At 61.3% G+C, this 20,533-nt stretch carries 12 protein-coding genes and 2 pseudogenes; 5 read left to right on the top strand and 9 right to left on the bottom strand.

The annotated features are described in order from the left end of the window. Positions 1 to 49: 49 nt before the first annotated feature. The 3 genes from zipA to PSCI_RS18315 all read right to left on the bottom strand — a co-directional run bounded on the left by zipA (position 50) and on the right by PSCI_RS18315 (position 5,332). A complete protein-coding gene (zipA, locus tag PSCI_RS18325; RefSeq protein ID WP_045489821.1) occupies positions 50 to 940 on the bottom strand; it encodes a cell division protein ZipA in 891 nt (296 codons plus the stop codon). A 239-nt stretch (positions 941 to 1,179) separates the two neighbouring features. After that, complete coding sequence (smc, locus tag PSCI_RS18320) at positions 1,180 to 4,668, bottom strand: chromosome segregation protein SMC (protein ID WP_045489819.1); 3,489 nt, start codon at positions 4,666 to 4,668, stop codon at positions 1,180 to 1,182. Positions 4,669 to 4,672: 4 nt separating this feature from the next. After that, positions 4,673 to 5,332 carry a GntR family transcriptional regulator gene (locus PSCI_RS18315; RefSeq protein ID WP_045489817.1) on the bottom strand — a complete coding sequence of 220 codons (660 nt, stop codon included), beginning with the start codon at positions 5,330 to 5,332 and terminating at the stop codon, positions 4,673 to 4,675. A gap of 156 nt (positions 5,333 to 5,488) precedes the next feature. Here PSCI_RS18315 and guaD point away from each other — a divergent pair, with 156 nt between their 5' ends. Further along, positions 5,489 to 6,811: a guanine deaminase gene (gene guaD / locus PSCI_RS18310; RefSeq protein ID WP_045489815.1), complete on the top strand. Its 1,323-nt coding sequence runs from the start codon at positions 5,489 to 5,491 to the stop codon at positions 6,809 to 6,811. Positions 6,812 to 6,821: 10 nt separating this feature from the next. Here the strand turns inward: guaD and PSCI_RS30230 are convergent. Beyond that, positions 6,822 to 7,328: pseudogene (locus PSCI_RS30230) on the bottom strand (methyl-accepting chemotaxis protein); the annotation flags it as partial. A 351-nt stretch (positions 7,329 to 7,679) separates the two neighbouring features. Continuing rightward, positions 7,680 to 7,817 (bottom strand): annotated as a pseudogene (locus tag PSCI_RS30225) (HAMP domain-containing protein); the annotation flags it as partial. A gap of 1,474 nt (positions 7,818 to 9,291) precedes the next feature. Between PSCI_RS30225 and PSCI_RS18300 the strand changes: the two are divergent. Both PSCI_RS18300 and PSCI_RS18295 read left to right on the top strand, forming a co-directional pair. Continuing rightward, positions 9,292 to 10,356 carry an LLM class flavin-dependent oxidoreductase gene (locus tag PSCI_RS18300; protein WP_144403392.1) on the top strand — a complete coding sequence of 355 codons (1,065 nt, stop codon included), beginning with the start codon at positions 9,292 to 9,294 and terminating at the stop codon, positions 10,354 to 10,356. Between the two features lie 13 nt (positions 10,357 to 10,369). Next, a complete protein-coding gene (locus PSCI_RS18295) occupies positions 10,370 to 11,317 on the top strand; it encodes an ABC transporter substrate-binding protein (protein ID WP_045489811.1) in 948 nt (315 codons plus the stop codon). 29 nt (positions 11,318 to 11,346) lie between these two features. On the opposite strand, the gene PSCI_RS18290 is transcribed toward PSCI_RS18295, so the two are convergent. The 4 genes from PSCI_RS18290 to PSCI_RS18275 all read right to left on the bottom strand — a co-directional run bounded on the left by PSCI_RS18290 (position 11,347) and on the right by PSCI_RS18275 (position 17,422). Continuing rightward, positions 11,347 to 13,545 carry a TonB-dependent receptor gene (locus PSCI_RS18290; RefSeq protein ID WP_045489809.1) on the bottom strand — a complete coding sequence of 733 codons (2,199 nt, stop codon included), beginning with the start codon at positions 13,543 to 13,545 and terminating at the stop codon, positions 11,347 to 11,349. Positions 13,546 to 13,730: 185 nt separating this feature from the next. After that, complete coding sequence (gene dsdC / locus PSCI_RS18285; protein ID WP_045489807.1) at positions 13,731 to 14,678, bottom strand: DNA-binding transcriptional regulator DsdC; 948 nt, start codon at positions 14,676 to 14,678, stop codon at positions 13,731 to 13,733. A gap of 32 nt (positions 14,679 to 14,710) precedes the next feature. After that, the gene (locus PSCI_RS18280) at positions 14,711 to 16,060 is read right to left on the bottom strand and encodes a D-serine ammonia-lyase (RefSeq protein WP_045489805.1); all 1,350 of its coding nucleotides are present in this window, start codon (positions 16,058 to 16,060) and stop codon (positions 14,711 to 14,713) included. An 18-nt stretch (positions 16,061 to 16,078) separates the two neighbouring features. Beyond that, on the bottom strand, positions 16,079 to 17,422 hold the full coding sequence (locus PSCI_RS18275; protein WP_045489803.1) for a GntT/GntP/DsdX family permease: 1,344 nt from the start codon (positions 17,420 to 17,422) through the stop codon (positions 16,079 to 16,081). 322 nt (positions 17,423 to 17,744) lie between these two features. Here PSCI_RS18275 and PSCI_RS18270 point away from each other — a divergent pair, with 322 nt between their 5' ends. Together PSCI_RS18270 and PSCI_RS18265 are read left to right on the top strand one after the other, a co-directional pair. Then, positions 17,745 to 19,376: a methyl-accepting chemotaxis protein gene (locus PSCI_RS18270; protein ID WP_045489802.1), complete on the top strand. Its 1,632-nt coding sequence runs from the start codon at positions 17,745 to 17,747 to the stop codon at positions 19,374 to 19,376. 193 nt (positions 19,377 to 19,569) lie between these two features. After that, on the top strand, positions 19,570 to 20,391 hold the full coding sequence (locus PSCI_RS18265) for an aldo/keto reductase (RefSeq protein WP_045489800.1): 822 nt from the start codon (positions 19,570 to 19,572) through the stop codon (positions 20,389 to 20,391). Positions 20,392 to 20,533: the final 142 nt, after the last annotated feature.

Here is a 20,533-nt window from a genome sequence, read left to right as displayed (position 1 = left end):
GTACGCAAGGGTGAAACACGGGCGGGCCTGCATGCCGCGCCCGCCTCGCTCAGCGGCGCTGGGTCAGTGCACGGCGCTCGAATTCGACGATGCGCTGGCGATAATGTTCGATGGTCTGGGCGGTCAGCACGCTGCGCTGATCGTCCTTGAGTTCACCGTTAAGCTCATGGGCCAGCTTGCGCGCCGCCGCAACCATCACGTCAAACGCCTGCTTGGGATGACGCGGACCTGGCAGCCCCAGGAAAAAGCTCACCGCACGGGTGCTGAAATGGTCGATGTCGTCCAGATCGAACACACCCGGCTTGATCGCGTTGGCCATGGAAAACAGCACTTCGCCGTTGCCAGCCATGCTTTCGTGGCGGTGGAAAATGTCCATTTCACCGAAACGCAGGCCGCTTTCCAGGATGTTCTGCAGCAGTGCCGGGCCCTTGAAGCCGCTTTCGTCGCGGGAAATCACGCTGATCACCAGCACTTCTTCCAGCGGTGTCTGCTCTTTGTCGTCAGAAACATTGCCATAGCCGGACGAGGTGCGTGAGGCCGGTTTTTCTTCCGCCACCAGCACTTCTTCGCGGTCACGCTCACGATCACGGGCCGAGAAGCTGGGGGTTTCGTCGTCCAGCTCAAGGTCGCCCGCCTGCGGCTCGTCCTTGCGCGGCTTCTTGTCGTTGTAGCGCCGACGCGGCTCGCGCGTTTCGGCGCTCATCGATGGCAGGTCATGCTCGTCGAGTTCCGGTTCTTTTTGCGACTCCAGCACCCGGGAGGGGCCCAACAGCTCAGGCGACGTGGCTTCGTCGTCATCCGGCAGGTTGGAGTAGCTGCGGTCAAGCCTGAATTTCAATTTACCCTTGCCGCCGCGCATACGGCGCCAGCCGTCGAAGAGAATGCCGGCGATGACGATAATGCCGATGACGATCAGCCACTCACGCAGACCGATTTCCATGTAATCCAGTGCCTCAAATGAGAAATTCGAAAACCAGGGGGTTAAACCCCTTTAAAACGTGGAGCCAAGTCTATGTTCTAACTGGCATTTTGCCCACGCTGAAATAAAAAAGTGGTCATTAAACTAGCACGACCTTCGGTAACTTAACACCGTCTGTATCACCTGTTGTGTCCTGAACCGTTATCTGGCGCACAACCGTCCTATCAAAAAGCCATATTTGCCGCCATGGCGGCCCGCAATCAGGCGTCCACCATGGCCATGGCTTCCTCGACATCCACCGCCACCAAGCGCGAACATCCGGGTTCGTGCATGGTGACCCCCATCAATTGATCAGCCATTTCCATGGCAATCTTGTTGTGGGTGATGTAGATGAATTGCACGGTTTGTGACATTTCTTTCACGAGACGTGCATAGCGGCCCACGTTGGCGTCGTCCAGCGGCGCATCGACCTCGTCGAGCATGCAGAACGGCGCCGGATTGAGCTGGAATATCGAAAACACCAGAGACAAAGCAGTCAGGGCTTTCTCGCCACCGGACAACAAATGAATGGTGCTGTTCTTCTTGCCTGGGGGGCGCGCCATGATTGTCACCCCTGTATCGAGTAAATCTTCGCCCGTCAGTTCCAAATAAGCCGAGCCGCCACCGAAAACTTTTGGAAAAAGCGTCTGCACGCCGCTGTTGATCTGATCGAAGGTGTCCTTGAAACGGTTGCGGGTTTCCTTGTCGATCTTGCGGATCACGTTCTCCAGCGTGTCCAGAGCTTCGACCAGATCGGCGTCCTGGGCATCCAGGTAACGCTTACGCTCAGACTGCTGCTGGTATTCATCAATGGCCGCCAGGTTGATCGCCCCCAGGCGCTGGATGCGTGCGGCGATGTTTTCCAGCTCTTGCTCGGCCTGACGCTCGTCGGCATCGGCCGACAGGGTGGCGAGCACCCCATCGAGATCGTAACCGTCCTCGTGCAGTTGATCGCGCAAGGCGGTGCGCCGTACGGTCAGCGACTGCCAGTCCATGCGCTGCTGCTCCAGTTGCCCGCGCAACAGCTGTGCCTGTTGCTCGGCCTGGCTGCGGCGCTTCTCGACCTCGCGCAATTCGCGGTCGGCATCTTCCAGGGCATTTTTGGCGGTGCGCATTTCGTCATCGACGACCATGCGCCGCTCCAGCAGCTCTTCGAGCTTCATGCGTAACTCTTCCAGCGGCGCCGCGCCCTCCTCCAGGTTCAGGCTCAGTTGCTCGCGGCGTTCGCTGAGGCGCTCGGACTGCATGCGCAGCCGCTCCAGGGCCTGATGAGTGGAGTTGTGCTGGGCCTTGAGCGAGCCGAGGCGTACCGCCAACTGATGGCTGCGGTCCTTGTGCTGGCGCGCCTCCTGGCGCACCCGGTCGAGCCGCTCGCGCAGGCTGTCGCGGCGCTCTTGCAGCACTTCCCGCTGCTCGGTGTCCAGCGCCATGCTGTCGAGCGCTTCCTGCAATTGCAGGCGCGACTCACCGAGGTTTTCATGCTCCAGGCTGCGTTGCTCGGCCAGTTCGGCCAGTTCCTCTTCAAGCCGCACGCGGCGCAGGGTCAGTTGCTCGGCCTTGGCTTTGGCTGCCGACAGGCGTGCCTTGAGCTCGCCCTGCTGGCGATTTTCGTCCTGCAGCTTGCGGCGCAGTTCCTCCCGCTGCTGTTCCTGCTGAGTCTGCTGCTCACGCAACCCCTGCAGACGCTCGTCAAGCTCAGCCAGCGCCGCTTCACGCTCGTCACGCTCGAGCTGCAACTGCTGGATTTCCTGACCACGGGCCAACACCCCGCTCTGCGCCTCGCTGACCCGTCGAACCCGGAGAAAGTCCCGGCCTACCCAATAGCCATCACGGCTGATCAGGCTTTGCCCGCTGCTCAGAGCGCTACGTTTGGCCAGCGCTTCGTCAAGATCCTGCACTGGCAGCACCTGGCCCAGCCAGGCCGACAGGTCAGTATCGCTACTGACTTTATCCAGCAGGCTTCCCGGCAGCCGCGCCGCGTCACCGGCCGGGCTGACCAGCCGCAGGTCGCCCTGGCTGAAACCGGCCAGATCCAACCCAGCGAAATCATCGACCAGCACCGCCTGCAAATCGGCGCCCAGCACGGTTTCGACCGCCAGCTCCCAGCCTGATTCGACGCTCAGCCCTTCAGCCAATCGTGGCCGCTGGCTCAACTGCTGATCACGCAGCCACTCGGCGGTCCCGCTATCGGGGTCCAGCGCAGCCTGTTGCAGGGCCTCCAGCGAAGCCAGGCGACCGTGCAGCCGCTGCAGTTCGCCTTGCGCCTGCTGCTGGTCGTGGGTGCTGCGCTGCAGCGTTGCACGCACGCTTTCCAGTTGCTCGACGACCTGCTCCTCGCTCATGTGCAGGTCTTCAAGGGTCAATTGGCGGGTCGCCAACTCTTCGTCCAGCGCCTGGATCGCCGCGTCTTCAGGGTCGGCTGCGAGCAATTGCAACTCTTCTGCCAGCCGCCGCTGGCGCTCGGCCAGCCGTTCCAGGGCCTGCTCCAGTTGTTGAATGCGCGCCTGCTGCACCTGGGCGTGGCGCTGTGGCTCGGCGGACTGCTGGTTGAACTGGTCCCATTGCTCTTGCCAGCCATGCATGGCGGCTTCGGCGCCTTCCAGCGCCACGGCCGACTCTTCGGCAGCGGCGGCGGTCATTTCCTGTTCGGGTTCGAGCATTTCCAGCTCTTCGTTCAGGGTCGCCAGCAAGGTGGTGTCATGGCCCAGGTGCGATTCAGTTTCTTGCCGCGCCCGTTCGGCCTCGCGCAGGTCGTCCTGCAACTGGCGCAGGCGTTGCTGGCCGTGCTGAATGCTCTGCTCGACCCGGGCAATGTCGCCGCCCACCGAATAGAAGCGGCCCTGCACCAGATTGAAACGCTCTGACAGCTCGTGATGGCCGTCACGCAGCCGCTCGATCCCGGCGTCAGCGTTACGCTGCTCAGCCACCAGCGCCTCGAAAGCCACTTCCTGGTCGCCGATCACCGACTCGCGCTGGCGAACCTGATCGTTGAGTGCCTGCCAGCGCAGGGCCGACAGTTGCGCCTTGAGCTGACGCTCCTCGGCCTTGTACTGTTGGTACTTTTCGGCTGCCTGGGCCTGACGGTGCAGACGCTCGATCTGGCGTTCGAGTTCTTCGCGCAGGTCGGTCAGGCGCTCCAGGTTTTCCTGGGTGCGGCGAATACGGCTTTCGGTCTCGCGGCGGCGCTCCTTGTACTTGGAAATGCCGGCGGCTTCTTCGATAAAGTTACGCAGTTCTTCAGGCTTGGCTTCGATCAGCTTGGAGATCATGCCTTGTTCGATGATCGAGTAACTGCGCGGCCCCAGACCGGTGCCCAGGAAGATGTCGGTGATGTCCTTGCGGCGGCATTTGACGCCGTTGAGGTAATAAGTGTTCTGGCTTTCGCGGGTCACCTTGCGGCGAATCGAGATTTCCGCGTAAGCGGCGTATTCACCGACCAGGGTGCCGGCCGAGTTATCGAACACCAGCTCGATACTGGCCTGGCTGACCGGTTTGCGGCTGGTCGAGCCATTGAAGATGACGTCGGTCATCGACTCGCCGCGCAGGTTTTTCGCTGAACTCTCGCCCATCACCCAGCGTACCGCGTCGATGATGTTGGATTTGCCGCAACCGTTGGGGCCGACCACCGCCGCCATGTTGCTGGGGAAGTTCACCGTGGTCGGGTCGACGAAGGATTTGAACCCCGCCAGCTTGATGCATTTGAGGCGCATGGGGTCAGGCTGCCGTCAAAGCAGCCAGCACCAGCTGGCAATTGCGCTGGCCGTATTCGGCGAGCACGCTGCGGATGCGCGCCGGCTCGCGATCAATCACCGCCTGCAGCAATTGCGCGAACAGCACCAGGAAATCGCCCATTTCGGCCTTGCGCTGCTCCAGGGCCAGGTAATAGTTGCGGCTCATCGACGGCTGCAGGTTCTCGATGGTTTCTTGCAGGTACGGGTTGTCGGCGAACGGAAACGCCGCGCGCATGATGCTGAAGCTGTCATCGACAAAGGCCTGGACGTCCTGACGCTCGAAACTGGCGGTCAGGCGCTGCTGGATGGCCAGAAACCCATGCAGGTCACTTTCCGTTTGCCAGCGCTCGGACACCGCGATGGCCAGCAGGATGTACAGCTCGCTCATCAGCTTGCACAGGCTGGTCACATGGTGAGCGTTGAGCGCCGTGACCTGGGCGCCACGGCGCGGCAGGATCACCACCAGGTGCCGGCGCTGCAGCACCAGCAGTGCTTCACGTACCGAGCCGCGGCTGACATTCAGCGCCTGGGTGACTTTCTGCTCCTGGATACGCTCGCCGGGTTTAAGCTCGCCACGGATGATCCGCTCGGCCAAATGTTGGGCAATTTGCTCTGCCAGACTGTCCGGCGCCTTGAACATCATGTAATTCCTTCAGATTCCGCGCTACACATGGCGGCGCAGTGTATCTCAAGCGCACAAACATGGATGAGCAAAACATCCGGAAACTCCAGCGCTGCAAACACGTCGAACCGGCGTCCTGTAACCTGTATTTATCAACCGGTCTTGCAAGAGGTATTCATGAGTCCTGCTTCAGCCCATCGCACTGCTCACCGCGGGGCTTTGCTGCACAGCATCGAGGATCCTGCCCAAGTCGGTATTGAGGCCAGTTACCAGTATTTCGCCGACGGCCTGCTGCTGGTCGAGGACGGGCATATCAGCGCCGTGGGCGAGGCTGGCGACCTGCTGCCGACGCTGGGCAGCGAGGTCAGCGTGATCGAGCACCGCGATGCACTGATCACGCCTGGTTTTATCGACACCCATATTCATTTGCCCCAGGCCGCAATGATCGGTGCCTATGGCGAACAACTGCTGGACTGGCTGAACACCTACACCTTCCCGTGCGAGCGGCAATTTGCCGACCCGCACCATGCCGCGACGGCTGCGCAGTCATTCATTGATGAGCTGCTGCGTAATGGCACTACGACTGCCATGGTGTTCGGCAGCGTGCACCGTGAGTCGGTCGAGGCGTTTTTCCGGGCCGCCGAGCAGCATAACCTGCGGATGATCGCCGGTAAGGTGATGATGGACCGCAATGCCCCCGACGATCTGACAGACACGGTGGCGTCAGCCTGCGCCGACAGCAAGACGCTGATCGAGCGCTGGCACGGCAAGGGCCGCCTCAGTTATGCGGTGACGCCACGCTTCGCGCCGACCAGTTCCCCTGAACAACTGGCCATGGCCGGACGCCTGTTACAGGAATACCCCGGTCTGTACCTGCAAACCCATCTCAGTGAAAACCTTCAGGAAATCGACTGGGTCAAGGCGCTGTACCCACAGCGCAGCGGCTACCTGGATGTTTATGACCATTATCAGTTGCTCGGCGAGCGCTCGGTGTTTGCGCATGGGGTACACCTGTGTGATGCCGAGTGCGCACGGCTGGCGCAAACCGGTTCAGCCATCGCCTTTTGCCCGACCTCGAACCTGTTTCTGGGCAGCGGCCTGTTCAACCTGCCGATGGCCGAACGGCATCGGGTTCGGGTGGGGCTGGGTACCGATGTTGGCGCAGGCACCAGCTTTTCGATCCTGCAGACCCTCAACGAGGCCTACAAGGTAATGCAGTTGCAAGGTGCAAAGCTGCACCCGTTCAAGTCGCTGTACCTCGCCACCCTGGGCGGCGCCCGCGCGCTGCGCCTGGACGACCGGATCGGTAGCCTCAAGCCCGGCAATGAAGCTGACTTCGTGGTCCTCGATTATCACGCCACGCCGTTGCTCAGCCAGCGTTTGCAACAGACGCGCACTATTGAAGAGATTCTGTTTGTGCTCATGACCCTGGGCGATGACCGGGTGGTGCGCGAAACCTGGTCGGCCGGGCAGCAGGTGCACCGGCGCGACCAGGTGTAATCAATGCGGCTCAGACCTTGAAGCTGTCTACCTGGCGGCTGAGTTCCTGGTAAAGCGCGGAAATCTGCCTGGACTGGCTATGCACCTGATTGGACATGCCGCGCACACCGTCAGTCTGTTCTCTGAGTGAGGTCAGGTTCTCGCTGATGTGATGGGAAACCTTGGCCTGCTCATCGGTGGCCAGCGCAGTCTGCGCCGCCATCTCCTGAACCCGGTCGAACGAGGTGTTGAGGGAGCTGAAAATCGTGCTGACCTGATTGATATGCTCCACCGTGTTACGCGCGTTGCTGCGGCTGTTGCGAATCGCCGTGCTCGACTCGCTGACACTTTGGCGCAGCCGCTCGATCATGGTCTCGATCTCACGGGTGCTGTCCTGGGTACGGGTCGCCAGGGTCCGCACTTCATCGGCCACCACGGCAAAGCCGCGGCCCTGCTCGCCGGCCCGGGCCGCCTCGATGGCGGCATTGAGCGCCAGCAGGTTGGTCTGCTCGGCGATGGTACGGATCACTTCCAGCACCGAGGTGATGGCCGCCGAGCTCTGCTCCAGATCCACTGAGCGCTCCAGAGCCAGTTCGATATCGACCACCAGGCGTTCGATGGCGGTATTGGAAAGACTCACCGCCGTGCCGCCCTGATGGGTCAACTGGCTGGAGTGGCTGGCCTCATCGGCGGTGCCCTTGGCCAGATCGGCCATCTGCTGGTTGGAGACGTTCATCTGGTTGCCGGCGCTGACCATCGAGTCGGACGCGCTCACCAGCCCTTCACTGATCCGCCCGGCCTGGTCGGAAACGGTATTGAGCTCGCCGGTCATGCCACCCAGCGTGACTGACTGGCTCTGGATGGCGCGGATGATCCCGCGCAAGTGCTCGACAAAGCCGTCGAACTCCCTGGCCAGATCACCGAGTTCGTCACGCGAGCCCGAATTGATGCGCTGGGTCAGGTCGCCATCGCCTTCAGCGATTTCCCGGATCCGCCGCGTCACATGCTCGACCTTGCGGGTCAGCATCAACGGCATGTAATAGCCGATCAACAAGGCCACGCCGAAGGCCAGGGCAATGACCACAATCGCAATGTGCTCATAGCTGGCAATCTGCTTGCGAACCGCCTCTTTCTGCTGGCGGGCGTGAGCGGTCACAGCCTCACCGGCCTTGTTCAACACTTCACGAATGGCGGCAAAGCGCTGATCGGCAATGACTCTGGCCTGCGGCACGCTGGCCTGGGTACGCGCTGGCGGCGAGTCGAACATCGCCCGGCTGGCTTGCACCCATTGATTGAAAAGCAGATCGAATTGCGCTGACGGCGCGACCAGCTCAGGCTCGCGGATCAGGTAGCTGCGGTAGTTATGGAAACGCTGCAGCGCCTGCTCGACATTCTCTTCGAAAAAAGCGCGATTTTCCGCTACATCACCGGAGCCTGCGGCCATTTTCTGCAGCGCCAGCCGCGCCTGATAGACATCACGGTCAGCATTGAGAACCTCCGAGAGCGCTTCGACATACTGCTGTAAGTCAGCACTGCCATCCGCTTCGGCCTTGCGCTGGCTGGTGTGCTCACGCAAGCGCTCGCCGGCCTGGTCAAGCATGTCGCGGATGATCTGAAACTGGCTGTCCTGCTGCTGCAAGGTGTTGGCCAGCGAGCGTCCCGCTTCGGCCGAGGCATTCAATGAGGTGCTGGCGTCCAGCCACTCACGATACAGCGGGTCGAAATTGGCGAAGGGGGCCAGCACCTGAGGTTCATCGGCCATGAAACCGCGAAACTTCTGGAACCGGTCAAACACCTGCTGGGCGTTTTCAGTGAATTCGCGCTGGTTGTCGGCGACCTTGCCCTCGCCAGCCATCAGCCGCTCTTGCGCGATCAGTGCCTGATAGATATCCCGATCAGCGTTGAGCACCACCGCCACCGACTCGAAATAGGTCTCCGCCTGACGGCGCATTGCATCCTGCTGCACCTGGGTCATGAGAAACATGAACAGCAGCAAGCCCACCATAATCAGGGCCAGCAGGGCTATGGGCAAAATCATCTGAACACGAATCGAGTGCAGGCGCATCGCAGACTCCTCAAATACCGGCTATTGAGAGCGACCTTGATTCCAGGTGAGATTGAAGCGGGGTCAGGCTGGAGAATAGCTGCATACCAGCAGAGATAAAGATCAAGCGGCAGTGATATTTCGCGCAACGTCATTATTCTGGCACCAGCCTCGGCAAGCCGTTGTTGCTGTTGAAAAAAACACTCGGCAGTGGGTGCCTGCACCTCATGCATGACCGATCTGCATGATGACCACGCTTAAAATATATTTGTTGCATTTTAAATATTAGTTTTGATGCATTTTTAAAATATTAGCTTATATCAAAAACGAATTTCCCTTCGCACGCACTCGCCAATACTCTTATAAGCGTCAGGCAGGCTGCATTGCCTTGCTTATAACCGACGACCATATCCTGGCAAACAGCGAAGGAGTTTTCATGAGCGTGGAAATCATCGGCATGATCACCGCCACCCCCAGTGCCGAGGTGGACCAGCCGCTGGGCGACGCAGTAGACGCCGACTTCGTGCGTCGCTTCGCCCAGGCTCATGAACAAGCCGGCTTCGACAAGGCGTTGGTGGGCTATTTCTCCAACGGTGCCGAAGGCGCAGTGGTCAGTTCGTTCATTGCGGCGGCCACGGAGCGTCTGGGTATCCTGCTGGCCTACCGTCCCGGCGTGATCGCCCCGCCACTGGCCGCCCGGCAACTGGCGACCCTTGACCAGTTCAGCAACGGCCGCCTGTCACTTAATGTGATCAGCGGCGGCAGCGACGTCGACCAGCAGCGCGATGGCGATTGGCTGGACCATGATCAGCGATATGCGCGCACCGACGAATACCTGCAAGCGCTCAAGGCAATCTGGACCGCGCAAGGTCCGGTGGACCATCAGGGTGAGTTCTATCACTTCAAGGGCGCGTTGCCCAACGTGCGGCCCAGGCAGAAGCCGCACATCCCGATCTACTTCAGCGGCTCGTCCCCGGCCGCGCTGCAAGTGGCCGCCCGGCACGCCGACACTTACATGCTGTGGGGCGAGCCATTGGCCGATTTTGCCGAACACGTGCAGCACCTGCGCCGGGCCACTCGGGCCAGTGGCCGCCAGCCGCGGATCTCGGTGTCGTTCAGGCCCATCGTCGCCGACACTGAAGAGGCCGCGTGGAAACGCGCCGCCGAGATTCTCGAACGCATCCGCGATAACCGCGAACGCTTTGGTCTGCCCGTAAACGGCCATGCACCGGGCAATACCGGTTCACAGCGTCTGCTGGCCGCAGCTCAACGCGGCGAAGTGCTGGACGAACGCCTGTGGACCGGCGTGGCGCGGCTGACCGGTGCGCAGTGGAACTCCACCGCGCTGGTCGGCACGCCTGAGCAAGTGGCCGCCTCACTGGGCCGCTACTGGGAGCATGGGGCGAGCACCTTTCTGATTCGCGGTTTCGATCCGCTGGACGATGCCGAACTCTACGGTCGGGGCCTGATCCCGGCGATCCGTGAACATATTGCCACCTTGCAACCGCGCAAGGTCGGCTAAGGAAACCTGACCTATGAAACTGCCTCGTGTACTGCGCCGCAGCCTTGCGGCGCTGGCGATCATCACCCCGCTCGCCCATGCCGCCGACACCACGGTGCTGCGCATTGGCGATCAGAACTACTACAACGTGCGCGCCTCTGTGGAAGCCTCCGGGGTACTGGAAGGCGCACCTTACAAGGTGGAATGGAAACACTTCCAGTCCGCCGCGCCGGTGGCCGAAGGCCTGGAGGTGGGTGCCCTGGACCTGGGTTTTCTGGGCGACTCGGGCTTTTTGTTTCTGGCCGCCAAAGGCGCACCGGTCAAGTTGATCGGAGTATCCCGGCAGAACCCGGACACCATCGCCCTGCTGGTGGGCAAGGACTCGCCGATCAAGACCATTGAAGACCTCAAGGGCAAGAAGGTCGCCTACTGGCCGGGTGCCTGGAGTCAGCAACTGACCCTTCGCGCCCTCGATAAAGCCGGCCTGCCCCATGACTACGTGGAGTTTGTCAAACTGATGCCGATTGACGCGGCAGCCGCCTTTCCACGGGGCAGCATCGACGCCTTCCCGGTCTGGGAGCCCTATATCTCACAGCAGGTAGTGTTCTCAGGCGCCAGGCCGATCATCACTGCCCGTGACCTGATGCCCGGCCTGTCGAGCATCGCGGCCAATGCCGACAGCATCGAGCCCAAGCGTGAAGCCATTGCCGACTTCCTCGGCCGCCTGCACAAAGCCCGCGCCTGGGTCGAAGCCAACAAGCAGACCTACGCTGACCAGTGGGCAAAAAAGGCCAACCTCGACCCGGCCGTGTCACGCCACTGGATCGGCCAGGCCAACATGACCGTCGGCCCGGTGGACGAACAGGCAGCCAGGGATTATCAAGGCACTGCCGATTTTCTGGTGCAGACCGGTGCGCTGCCCAAGGCGTTCGATACCAAGGGCATTATCGATACTTCGTTCAGTGGGGCGTTCAAGCAGTAGTCCATGGTGACTGCTGCCCACCTGAACGTTTAGAAATCAATCGTCCCCGAGAACTTCACCAGACGCGGCTCACCTTGGGTCAGGTAGCCGCCGTTGGCCGAGGCCCAGTAGTTTTTGTCGGTGATGTTTTCCACATTCACACGCAGGGTCAGGTCTTTCCAGGCCTTGAAGCTGTAGCGAGCGCCGGCGTCGAAACGATTCCAGGTCGGCAGGCTCAGGGTGTTGCTGGCGTTGGCGTACTGGCCACCGGTGCGCAGGGCGCGGGCGTTGAGGGCCAGACCTTCGATACCCGGCACGTCCCAATCGACGCTGGCATTGAGCTGGAAGGTCGGCACGCCAATGGCATGGTTGCCGTCATTGGTGCCGCCTGCGGTGTTTTCCAGCTGCGACCTCATACGGGTGCCGCCGGCCATCAGGCGCAGGCCTTCGACCGGCTCGCCGAACACGCTCAGCTCGATACCTTTGTTGACCTGCTCTCCGTCGCGAATATAAAGCTGCTGGTTGCTGTCAACGTAACCGTCGCTGGGCTTCTCGATGCGGAACACCGCCAGGTTGGCGCCAAAGCTCTGCAGGTCAAGCTTCACACCGGCTTCCAGTTGCTTGGTGCGGCCCGGCGGGAAGGCCTGGCCCAGGTTGGTGATGTTGGTCCCTGAAGCGATGGGGCCACGGGCCAGACCTTCAATGCGGTTGGCGTACAACGAAACGCTTTCAACCGGTTTGTAGACGATGCCATAGACCGGAGTGGTAATGGACTCGTCATAGAGCGAACTGCGGCTGCCGTTGTTGGCCGGGTTGATAACCCCGTTGGAACTTGTGCCGTCATACAGGTAGTTTTCGACACGCAGTTGCTGACGGCGCAAACCATAGGTCACCAGCAGCTTGTCATCGAACAGCCCCAGGGTGTCGGAAATCGCCAGGCTGCGGTTGCGGGTCTTGCCGGTCACGCCCGGATCACCCATTTCACCACCGGTGCTGGAAACCACCGTCGGCATCGGCAGGCGCCCGCCGCTGTAGATATTGGTGTTGCCCGGTGTCGAGCGATAAAAGACGTAGGCGTTTTCCTGCTGGGTCCAGATGGTCGACGCACCAACAGCAATCTGATGGCTGACCGGACCGGTCTGCAGGCGGCCGTTGAGGCCGGCACTGAAGGTGGTGTTGTCTTCGTTGTGCGGAATTTCCGAACCGCCGACGGTTGCCGCGCCGTTGTTGCCTACCAGGGTCGGGGTGCCGTAGATCCCGGTTTCACGGGTGTGCTTGACGCCACCGGCCAGGTAGGCGGTCCAGTTGTCGCTCAGGTCCCACTCGCCGCGCAGCATGCCGAAGGTGTCTTCGGTCTCGCTGTAGGTCCAGTCCTGGCCATAGTTGTGGCTGGCACTCGGCGCGCGGGGTACACGAGTGGCATTGCCGATCTGCACGGTGTTGCGCAGGTGGTTGATGCGCTCTTTCTGGTAACCGAAATCGCTGGATACCCTGAAATTGTCGCCACGGTAGTCCAGGCCGGCCACAAACAGCTTGCTGCGCTGGTCCTGATCGTCGATGGCGGTTTCGCCCTCGCGCTGGCTCAGGTTGACGCGCGCGCCAAAGCGGTTGTCTGCGCCGAAACGCTGGCCCAGATCCAGGTGTTCGCCAATCCGGCCATCAGTGCTGATGTCCTGGGTGTAGCGCCGAGTCGGGGTGTCGCCGGCGCGCTTGGGCTGCAGGTTGACACCGCCGCCCAAGCCGCTGCCGGTGGGGGTCACGCCGTTGATAAAGGCGTTCGGCCCTTTGAACACCTCGACCCGCTCCAGCGCATCGATCGAGAGAATCTGGCGTGGCAGCACGCCGTATAGACCGTTGTAGGAAATGTCGTCACCGCTCAGAGGCATGCCACGAATCACGAACACCTGAGACTGGTTGCCGAAACCGAACGACTGACGCACCGACGGGTCGTTGAGCAGCACGTCGCCAACGTCTTCAGCCTGCTGGTCTTCGATCAGCCTGGAGGTGTAGCTGGTCATGATGAACGGCACATTCATGTTGTCCTGATTGCCCAGAATGCCCATCTGCCCGCCGCGCGCGACCTGACCGCCGGCATACGCCTCGGGCTGGGTGCTGGTATTGGCTTTAACGGCCGTGGCATTGACATCAGTAGCGCCCAGCTCGACGACCTGATCAGCAGCGTGAGTGGTGAAGCTTGCGCAGCAGCAGAGTGCGAGCAGGGTCGGGCGGGAAGGAAAACAAAGGGCCATGAAACGGGGTACCTGGGCAAGAGTGATTGAGGCCTTCCTGGCAATACGGACGCTTCTCAAAAGACAAAGAGTAATAAGCGCTTTTGAGAACCGTTCGTATGAAATCACAATTTTTTCACATCTGCCCGAACCTTTTATCGGAAATGCTCTGAAATACTTCTTTCAAGCGCTCTGCGCTGCCGGTTTCAGGGCTTTGCTGCCTCCCCGGCCAAGGCGCGCAGCCAGTCGATCAGCACCTGCAGGCGCTTGGGCATGTTTGAGTGAGCAGGATGGACCAGATAGTAGCCATGGTTGCCACAATCGACGAAGTCACCGAAGGGCAAGACCAGTTCACCGCGCTTGATATGACTACGCACCAGACGTTCGCGGCCAATCGCGATGCCGCCATGGCCCAGCGCACTGGTCACGCACAGGTCTGACCGGTCAAAGGTGATCGAATGTTCCGGCAGATAATCCAGCGCACCCGCCGCCTTGGCCCAGAGTCGCCACTCGGCATCGAACGCGGCGTTTTCCCAGGCTTCGACGTCATGCAGCAAGGTGCAGGCATGCAAGCGAGACGGGGTGTGGAGCAGCGCTAGCCGCCTTGCATACTCTGGGCTGCACACCGGGGCGATGCGTTCGCTCATCAGCAACGTGCTGACCAGACCGGGAAAACCGTCGCTGGAATAGCACAGCGCCAGATCGATCTTGCGCGTACGGTAGTCGATTCGTTCGTTACCGACCCGGATGTCCAGTTGCACCTGCGGATACTGTGCGGCGAACCGGCCCAACTGCGGGACCAGCCAGCAACGCGCAATCGAAGGCCTGACATACAGGGTCAGCGGGCCGGCCACCGGCGCGTCGGCCTGCTGCTGGAACACTTCAGACAAGCTGTCCATGGCGCCCTGCATGATCAGGAAGATCCGTTCGCCATCATCGGTCAGGCTGATTTCCCGGGGCAGGCGCCAGAACAGTTTTACATGCAGGCTGCCTTCGAGCCGGGCAATCCGGTGGCTGACCGCACTGGCCGTAAGACACAGCTCATCGGCGGCCCGGGCAAAGCTCATGTGCCGGGCCACCACCAGAAACGTATGCAAATTGGTCAGGTTGCGGCCGGTCAGCCGTTCTCCTGCCCGGTGTCCCCAGTACGGCATACTCACCTCCTTCGCGAAACTGCGGGCCGCGATTATAAGAGGGTCGGCGCTGGCTGAGCCTTGCGCAAATAGTCACTGAATTCGTCAGCCGGTACCATGCTGCCGCCGGTAGCCCAGATCAGGTGCGTTGCCCTGGCTGCTGTTTCTGGATCAAGCCCGATACGCTTGCGGTACGGCAGGTCCTGCAACACCCTGAGCATCCCTGGCGCGCCAGCCAGTGCCGACGGCTCAAGACGTATGCCTTCGTGCTCGAAAACCCAGCGCAGCAGCCGATAGAGTTGCGCATCGTCCACCGTGTAGTAGCCGTCGATCAGCCGCTGCATGGCCTTGCCGACAAACCCCGACGCACGCCCCACCGCCAGCCCGTCGGCGGCGGTGAGGTTGTCGATGCCGAAATCCTGAACGCTCACCGCATCGTGCAAGCCGGTGTACACGCCCAGCAACATGCAGGGGGAATGAGTGGGTTCAGCAAATACACAATGCACAGCGTCACCGAATACCAGCTTCAAGCCAAACGCCACGCCGCCGGGACCACCGCCCACGCCGCAAGGCAGATAAACGAACAACGGATGCTGCTCGTCGACGACGATGCCCGCTTCGCTCAACTGCCCGGCCAGGCGTTCAGCGGCCACGGCATAGCCGAGAAACAGATGTGGCGAGTTTTCATCATCGACGAAGTAGCACATTGGGTCCGCCTCGGCCTGACGCCGACCCTCGGTAACCGCAACACTGTAGTCAGACTCGTACTCCAGCACCTGCACACCATGCGCGCGCAGCCGGTCTTTCTTCCATTGCCGGGCATCGGCAGACATATGCACGCAGGCCTGGAAGCCCAGCGTGGCACTGATGATGCCGATCGACAGCCCCAGATTGCCGGTCGAGCCTACCGCGATGCGGTACTGGCCGAAAAATGCCCTGGCCGCGTCGCTGTCCAGCTTGCGATAGTCATCGCCCGGAACGATCAGACCGGCCTGCAGCGCGAGGTCTTCGGCATGCTTGAGCACTTCATGAATACCGCCGCGGGCCTTGATTGATCCGGACACCGGTAACTGGTTGTCGGTCTTGAGCCATAACCTGCCACTGTCGTGCAGACCGGCCTCACTCAATAGGTGTCGACGCAACGACTCGACTGGCACCACGCCAGATTCGATGATCCCGCCAGCCTCGGCCGTCTCGGGAAAAACACTGGCCAGGTAAGGCCCGAAGCGGCGCAGCCGGGCACTGGCGGCAGCCACATCCTGCGCGGTCAGCCCCACATCGCCCAGGGCTTGGGCCGTGGGCGCGACAGACGGGTTGAACCACTGGGTTTCGCGCAGTGCGACCATCGTCTCCAGCACCGGGTGAGACTGGTACCAGGCGGGCAGGGTCTTGTTGTGAATCATGGGGTATCTCCAGATAGATCAGACAAACCGGGCCAGCAGCAGCGTGGCCAACAATGCAGTGAACGACGCCACAACCGTCGCGCCGGTAAATTTTTTGATGGCCTCCGACAGCGACAGCCCCAGATACTCTTTCACCACCCAAAACGCCGAGTCGGTGACGTGGGTCCAGCCAATCGCACCGGCGCCGATCGCAATGACCATGATTTCCGGGCTGTATTGCGGGTACTGGGCCATGACCGGCAAGACGATGCCGGCTGCACTGATCATCGCCACAGTGACCGACCCGACGGCAAAATGCAGCAGCCCCGCGATCAGCCAGGCCAGGATGATCGGGTTCAAGGATGACTGCTGCAGCACTGCGGCCATTGCCTTGTCCATACCACTGCCAATCAGCACCTCGTTGAACGCCCCGCCAGCACCGATGATCAGCACGATGCCAGCCAGTGGCGCGAGACAACGTCCGGTCAGCTCAAGCAGTTGCGCCATCCCCTGGCCCTGACGCAGACCGAACGACCAGTAGGCGAAGGACACCGCGATCAGCAGCGCAATCAGCGGGCTGCCGAGAAAAGCGACCCATTCATACGCCACGCTGCCTTGCTCCAGCACGGTAATCGCTAGCGTCTTGCCAACCATCAACAGCAGCGGCAACAACACGGTGAACAGGGTCAGAACGACACCCGGCGCACGAACCTCAAGAGGCTGTTGCTCGTTGTGCCCGGCAAGAAAAGCCTGCTGGCCGGGCGGCGCCAGACGCGGGCAGAACAATCTGGCCCACAAGGGACCGGCGATGACCGCCGTCGGCAGCCCCACCAGTACGCCATAGATGATCACCTTGCCAATGTCGGCGCCGAGCAGGCTGGTCACTGCGGTGGCCGCCGGGTGCGGCGGCAGGATGGCATGCACCACCATCAACGACACGGCCAGCGGCACCCCCAGATAGACCAGGCTCAAACCGGTCTGCCGGGCAACCACATAGATAAGCGGGATCAGCAAGACAAAGCCGACTTCGAAAAATACCGGAATGCCGACAATGAACCCGACCAGCATCATGACCCAGGCTGCACGCTGGCTGCCCAGCGACGACAGCAGGGCTTCGGCGATGCGACGGGCGCCGCCGGACACCTCCAGCAGTTTGCCGAGAATGCTGCCCAGGCCAATGATTCCGGCCAGAAAACCCAGGGTGCCGCCGACGCCTTTTTCGATGGCGGCCAATACCGCCAGCGGCGCCATGCCAGCCCCGACGCCGACCATGAGGCTGGCGGTGAGCAACGCCAGAAAAGGATGGATGCGAAAGCGACCGATCATGACGACGATCGTCACGATGGCAGCGCCCAGGATGAGCAGTGAAGTGGTGGGACTCATGCAGTGACCTCCGTGATGCATCTGGCAGTGGATCTGTTGTGCCAGGCAGATTGGAGGCTGGGCAAGCAAGGCTCAAACGATGATCCGTCAGCCCTTGCATGAGCGCAGATCAGCATCAAAAGCCTTAATAAAAAATCATTAGAAACAAAAACTTACAGAGTTAACCCCGAAAAACGAACACGACTAAAGTAGTAGCAACATGACATAAAAATTAACGTGACCGACTTCTAAACTTTGGTCAGCATACGCCGACAGTCTTGATAACAGAGTGCCTTGCTGCCAGCCCCTCCCCCAATAACAACAACATAAGGCGACCAATGCCATGAGCATGCGTAATCTCTCTATCAGCCGGCGTTTGTGGCTGATTCTCGTCGTCTGCATCCTGATGCTTTTCGTGCTTGCCGCAGCGTTGCTCAAGCAGACCCATGACGATCTCTACCAGGCCAAAACCCTGAAAACCATGCATGTGGTGCAGACCGTCAGCGGTATCCTCAAGTATTACAACAGTCTGGAAACTGCCGGCACCCTGACTCGCGAAGCCGCCCAACAGCAGGCGCTGTCAGCCGTGCGCGGGCTGCGCTACGACCAGAATGACTACTTCTGGATCAACGACCTGCGCCCGTTCATGGTCATGCACCCGATGAACACCAAGCTCGAAGGCCAGGACCTGTCGGCCATCAAGGACCCGGACGGGCTGGCGCTGTTCAATGAAATGGTCGCCATAGCCAAGCGCCAGGGCGCCGGGGTCGTCGACTATCGCTGGCCCAAACCCGGTGCCAGCGAGCCGGTGCTCAAGACCTCCTACGTGCAACTGTTCGAGCCATGGGGCTGGGTACTTGGCTCTGGGGTGTACGTCGATGATGTGGCCGCCGAGTTCCGCGGTCAGGTGATCAAGGCTGCGCTGGTGTGCCTGGGCATCAGCCTGATCATGGCGCTGCTGGTGATCGTCATCGTGCGCAGCATCGTATTGCCATTACGCAAGGCGGTTCAGGCCATGGCCAACGTGGCGAGCGGCGAAAGCGACCTTACCCGAACCCTGGAAACCGACGGCAATGACGAAATCACCCTGCTCAGCCAGCACTTCAACACCTTCACCGCCCAGTTGCGCCATGTGATCAGCCAGTTGCAGCAATCGGCCGTCGCGTTGGGCGAAGCCTCGCGGGAAATGGGCGGCAGCGCCGAGCAGGCCCAGGAACGCAGCCAGCAACAATCACAACAGATGGAGCTGGTCGCCACTGCAATCAACGAAGTCACCTATGGCGTACAGGACGTGGCACGCAATGCCGAACACGCCGCCAGCGAAATGCGCAATGCCGAATCCGAGGCGCAACAGGGTCTGGTAAACATCGACGGCAGCCTGCGGCAGATCCAGCAGTTGTCCGGCACCATCGAACAGGCAGTCGAAGTGATTCGCACCCTGTCCAGCGAAACCACCCAGATCGGCGGTGTGCTGGAAGTCATCAGCGGCATTGCCGAGCAGACCAACCTGCTGGCGCTCAATGCCGCCATCGAGGCGGCGCGGGCCGGTGAGCAGGGCCGCGGTTTTGCCGTGGTGGCCGATGAAGTGCGGCTGCTGGCGCAGCGCACGCAGAAGTCCACGGCGCAGATCCAGACCATGATCGAAAGCCTGCAAGGCCATTCCGCCGCCGCCGTGAAAGTGATCGGCGACAGCAGCCGCGCCTCGCAACTGACCATCGACCAGGCCAACCTGGCCGGGCAAAGCCTGAACTCGATCAGCCAGGCATTGCGCAACCTCAATGGCCTGAACGCCTCGATCGCCAGCGCCACCCTGCAGCAGTCCCATGTGGTGGATGACATCAACCAGAATGTCACCCAGACCGCGCAACTGTCGCAGAGCACCACCCTGGCGGCCGAGCAGTCCAGCGCCGCCAGCCTCAACCTCGCGCGCCTGAGCCAGCAGTTGAATGACTGGCTGCGGCCATTCAAGGTCTAGGGAGCTTGAAAAGGGAGTGACCATTTCCCGCGTCCTTCGCCTCGCCTGACACGATTTGGCGCTGCAACGCGGCCTGCGCTGAAACGGCAACAGACCCTGGGCCATCAAGCTGCAAGGACCGGCCTGCCGGGGTTGAACCCGGCGGGCAATTGCCTATCCAAGCCTGTTATCCAGACCAACAGGAGCCCTTGATATGCGTACTCTGAAACTGGCGGGCCAAACCGTGCCCGCGCTGGGCCAGGGAACCTGGCACATGGGCGAGAAAAGTCATCAGCGCTCGGACGAAATTGCGGCGCTGTGCCAAGGCATCGATCAGGGCATGACCCTGATCGACACCGCCGAAATGTACGCCGATGGCGGCGCTGAAGAGGTCGTTGCACACGCCATTCGCGGGCAACGCGACAAGCTGTTTATCGTCAGCAAGGTCTACCCGTTCAACGCCAGTAAGCAGGGCACGGCCAAGGCTTGCGAAGCCAGCCTGCGCCGACTGGGCACCGAACATATCGACCTGTATTTACTGCACTGGCGCGGCCAGTATCCACTGGCCGAAACCGTGCAAGCCTTCGAGCGCCTGCGCGAGCAAGGCAAGATTGGCGCCTGGGGCGTGTCCAATTTCGACGTCTCGGACTTGCTGGAGCTGGACGACTCGCGCTGCGCGAGCAATCAGGTGCTGTACAACCCGTCACAGCGCGGGATCGAATTCGACCTGCTGCCATGGGCCGCCGACCGTCATCTGCCGCTGATGGCGTACTGCCCGATCGGCCAGGGCGGCGACCTGCTCTGGCACCCGGCCCTGCAAGCCGTTGCCCGTCGCCACAACGCCACCCCCGCGCAGGTCAGCCTGGCCTGGGTATTGCGCCAGGACAATATGATCGCGATTCCCAAGGCGGTGAATCCCGAGCATATCCGTCAAAACGTCGCGGCGCTGGACATCCGTCTGAGCGAACAGGACCTGGCCGACCTTGACCGCGCCTGGCCCGCGCCGCAGAGGAAGATGCCGCTGGAGATGGTGTAAACACCCGGCACCGTGTGAAAACGCACCGACCTGGCAAGCAGCAGAACTCATCCTTTAATCGGCGGTCAGAGGGGGCGCCCAACGGGATGTTTTCTCGATATCGGTGGCGCGCCTGCTGCGCCGCCAGACCTGCCAGGGAGCG

The organism is Pseudomonas sp. StFLB209 (assembly GCF_000829415.1).
GTDB lineage: Bacteria > Pseudomonadota > Gammaproteobacteria > Pseudomonadales > Pseudomonadaceae > Aquipseudomonas.
This window is presented reverse-complemented; position numbering and strand designations above follow the sequence as displayed.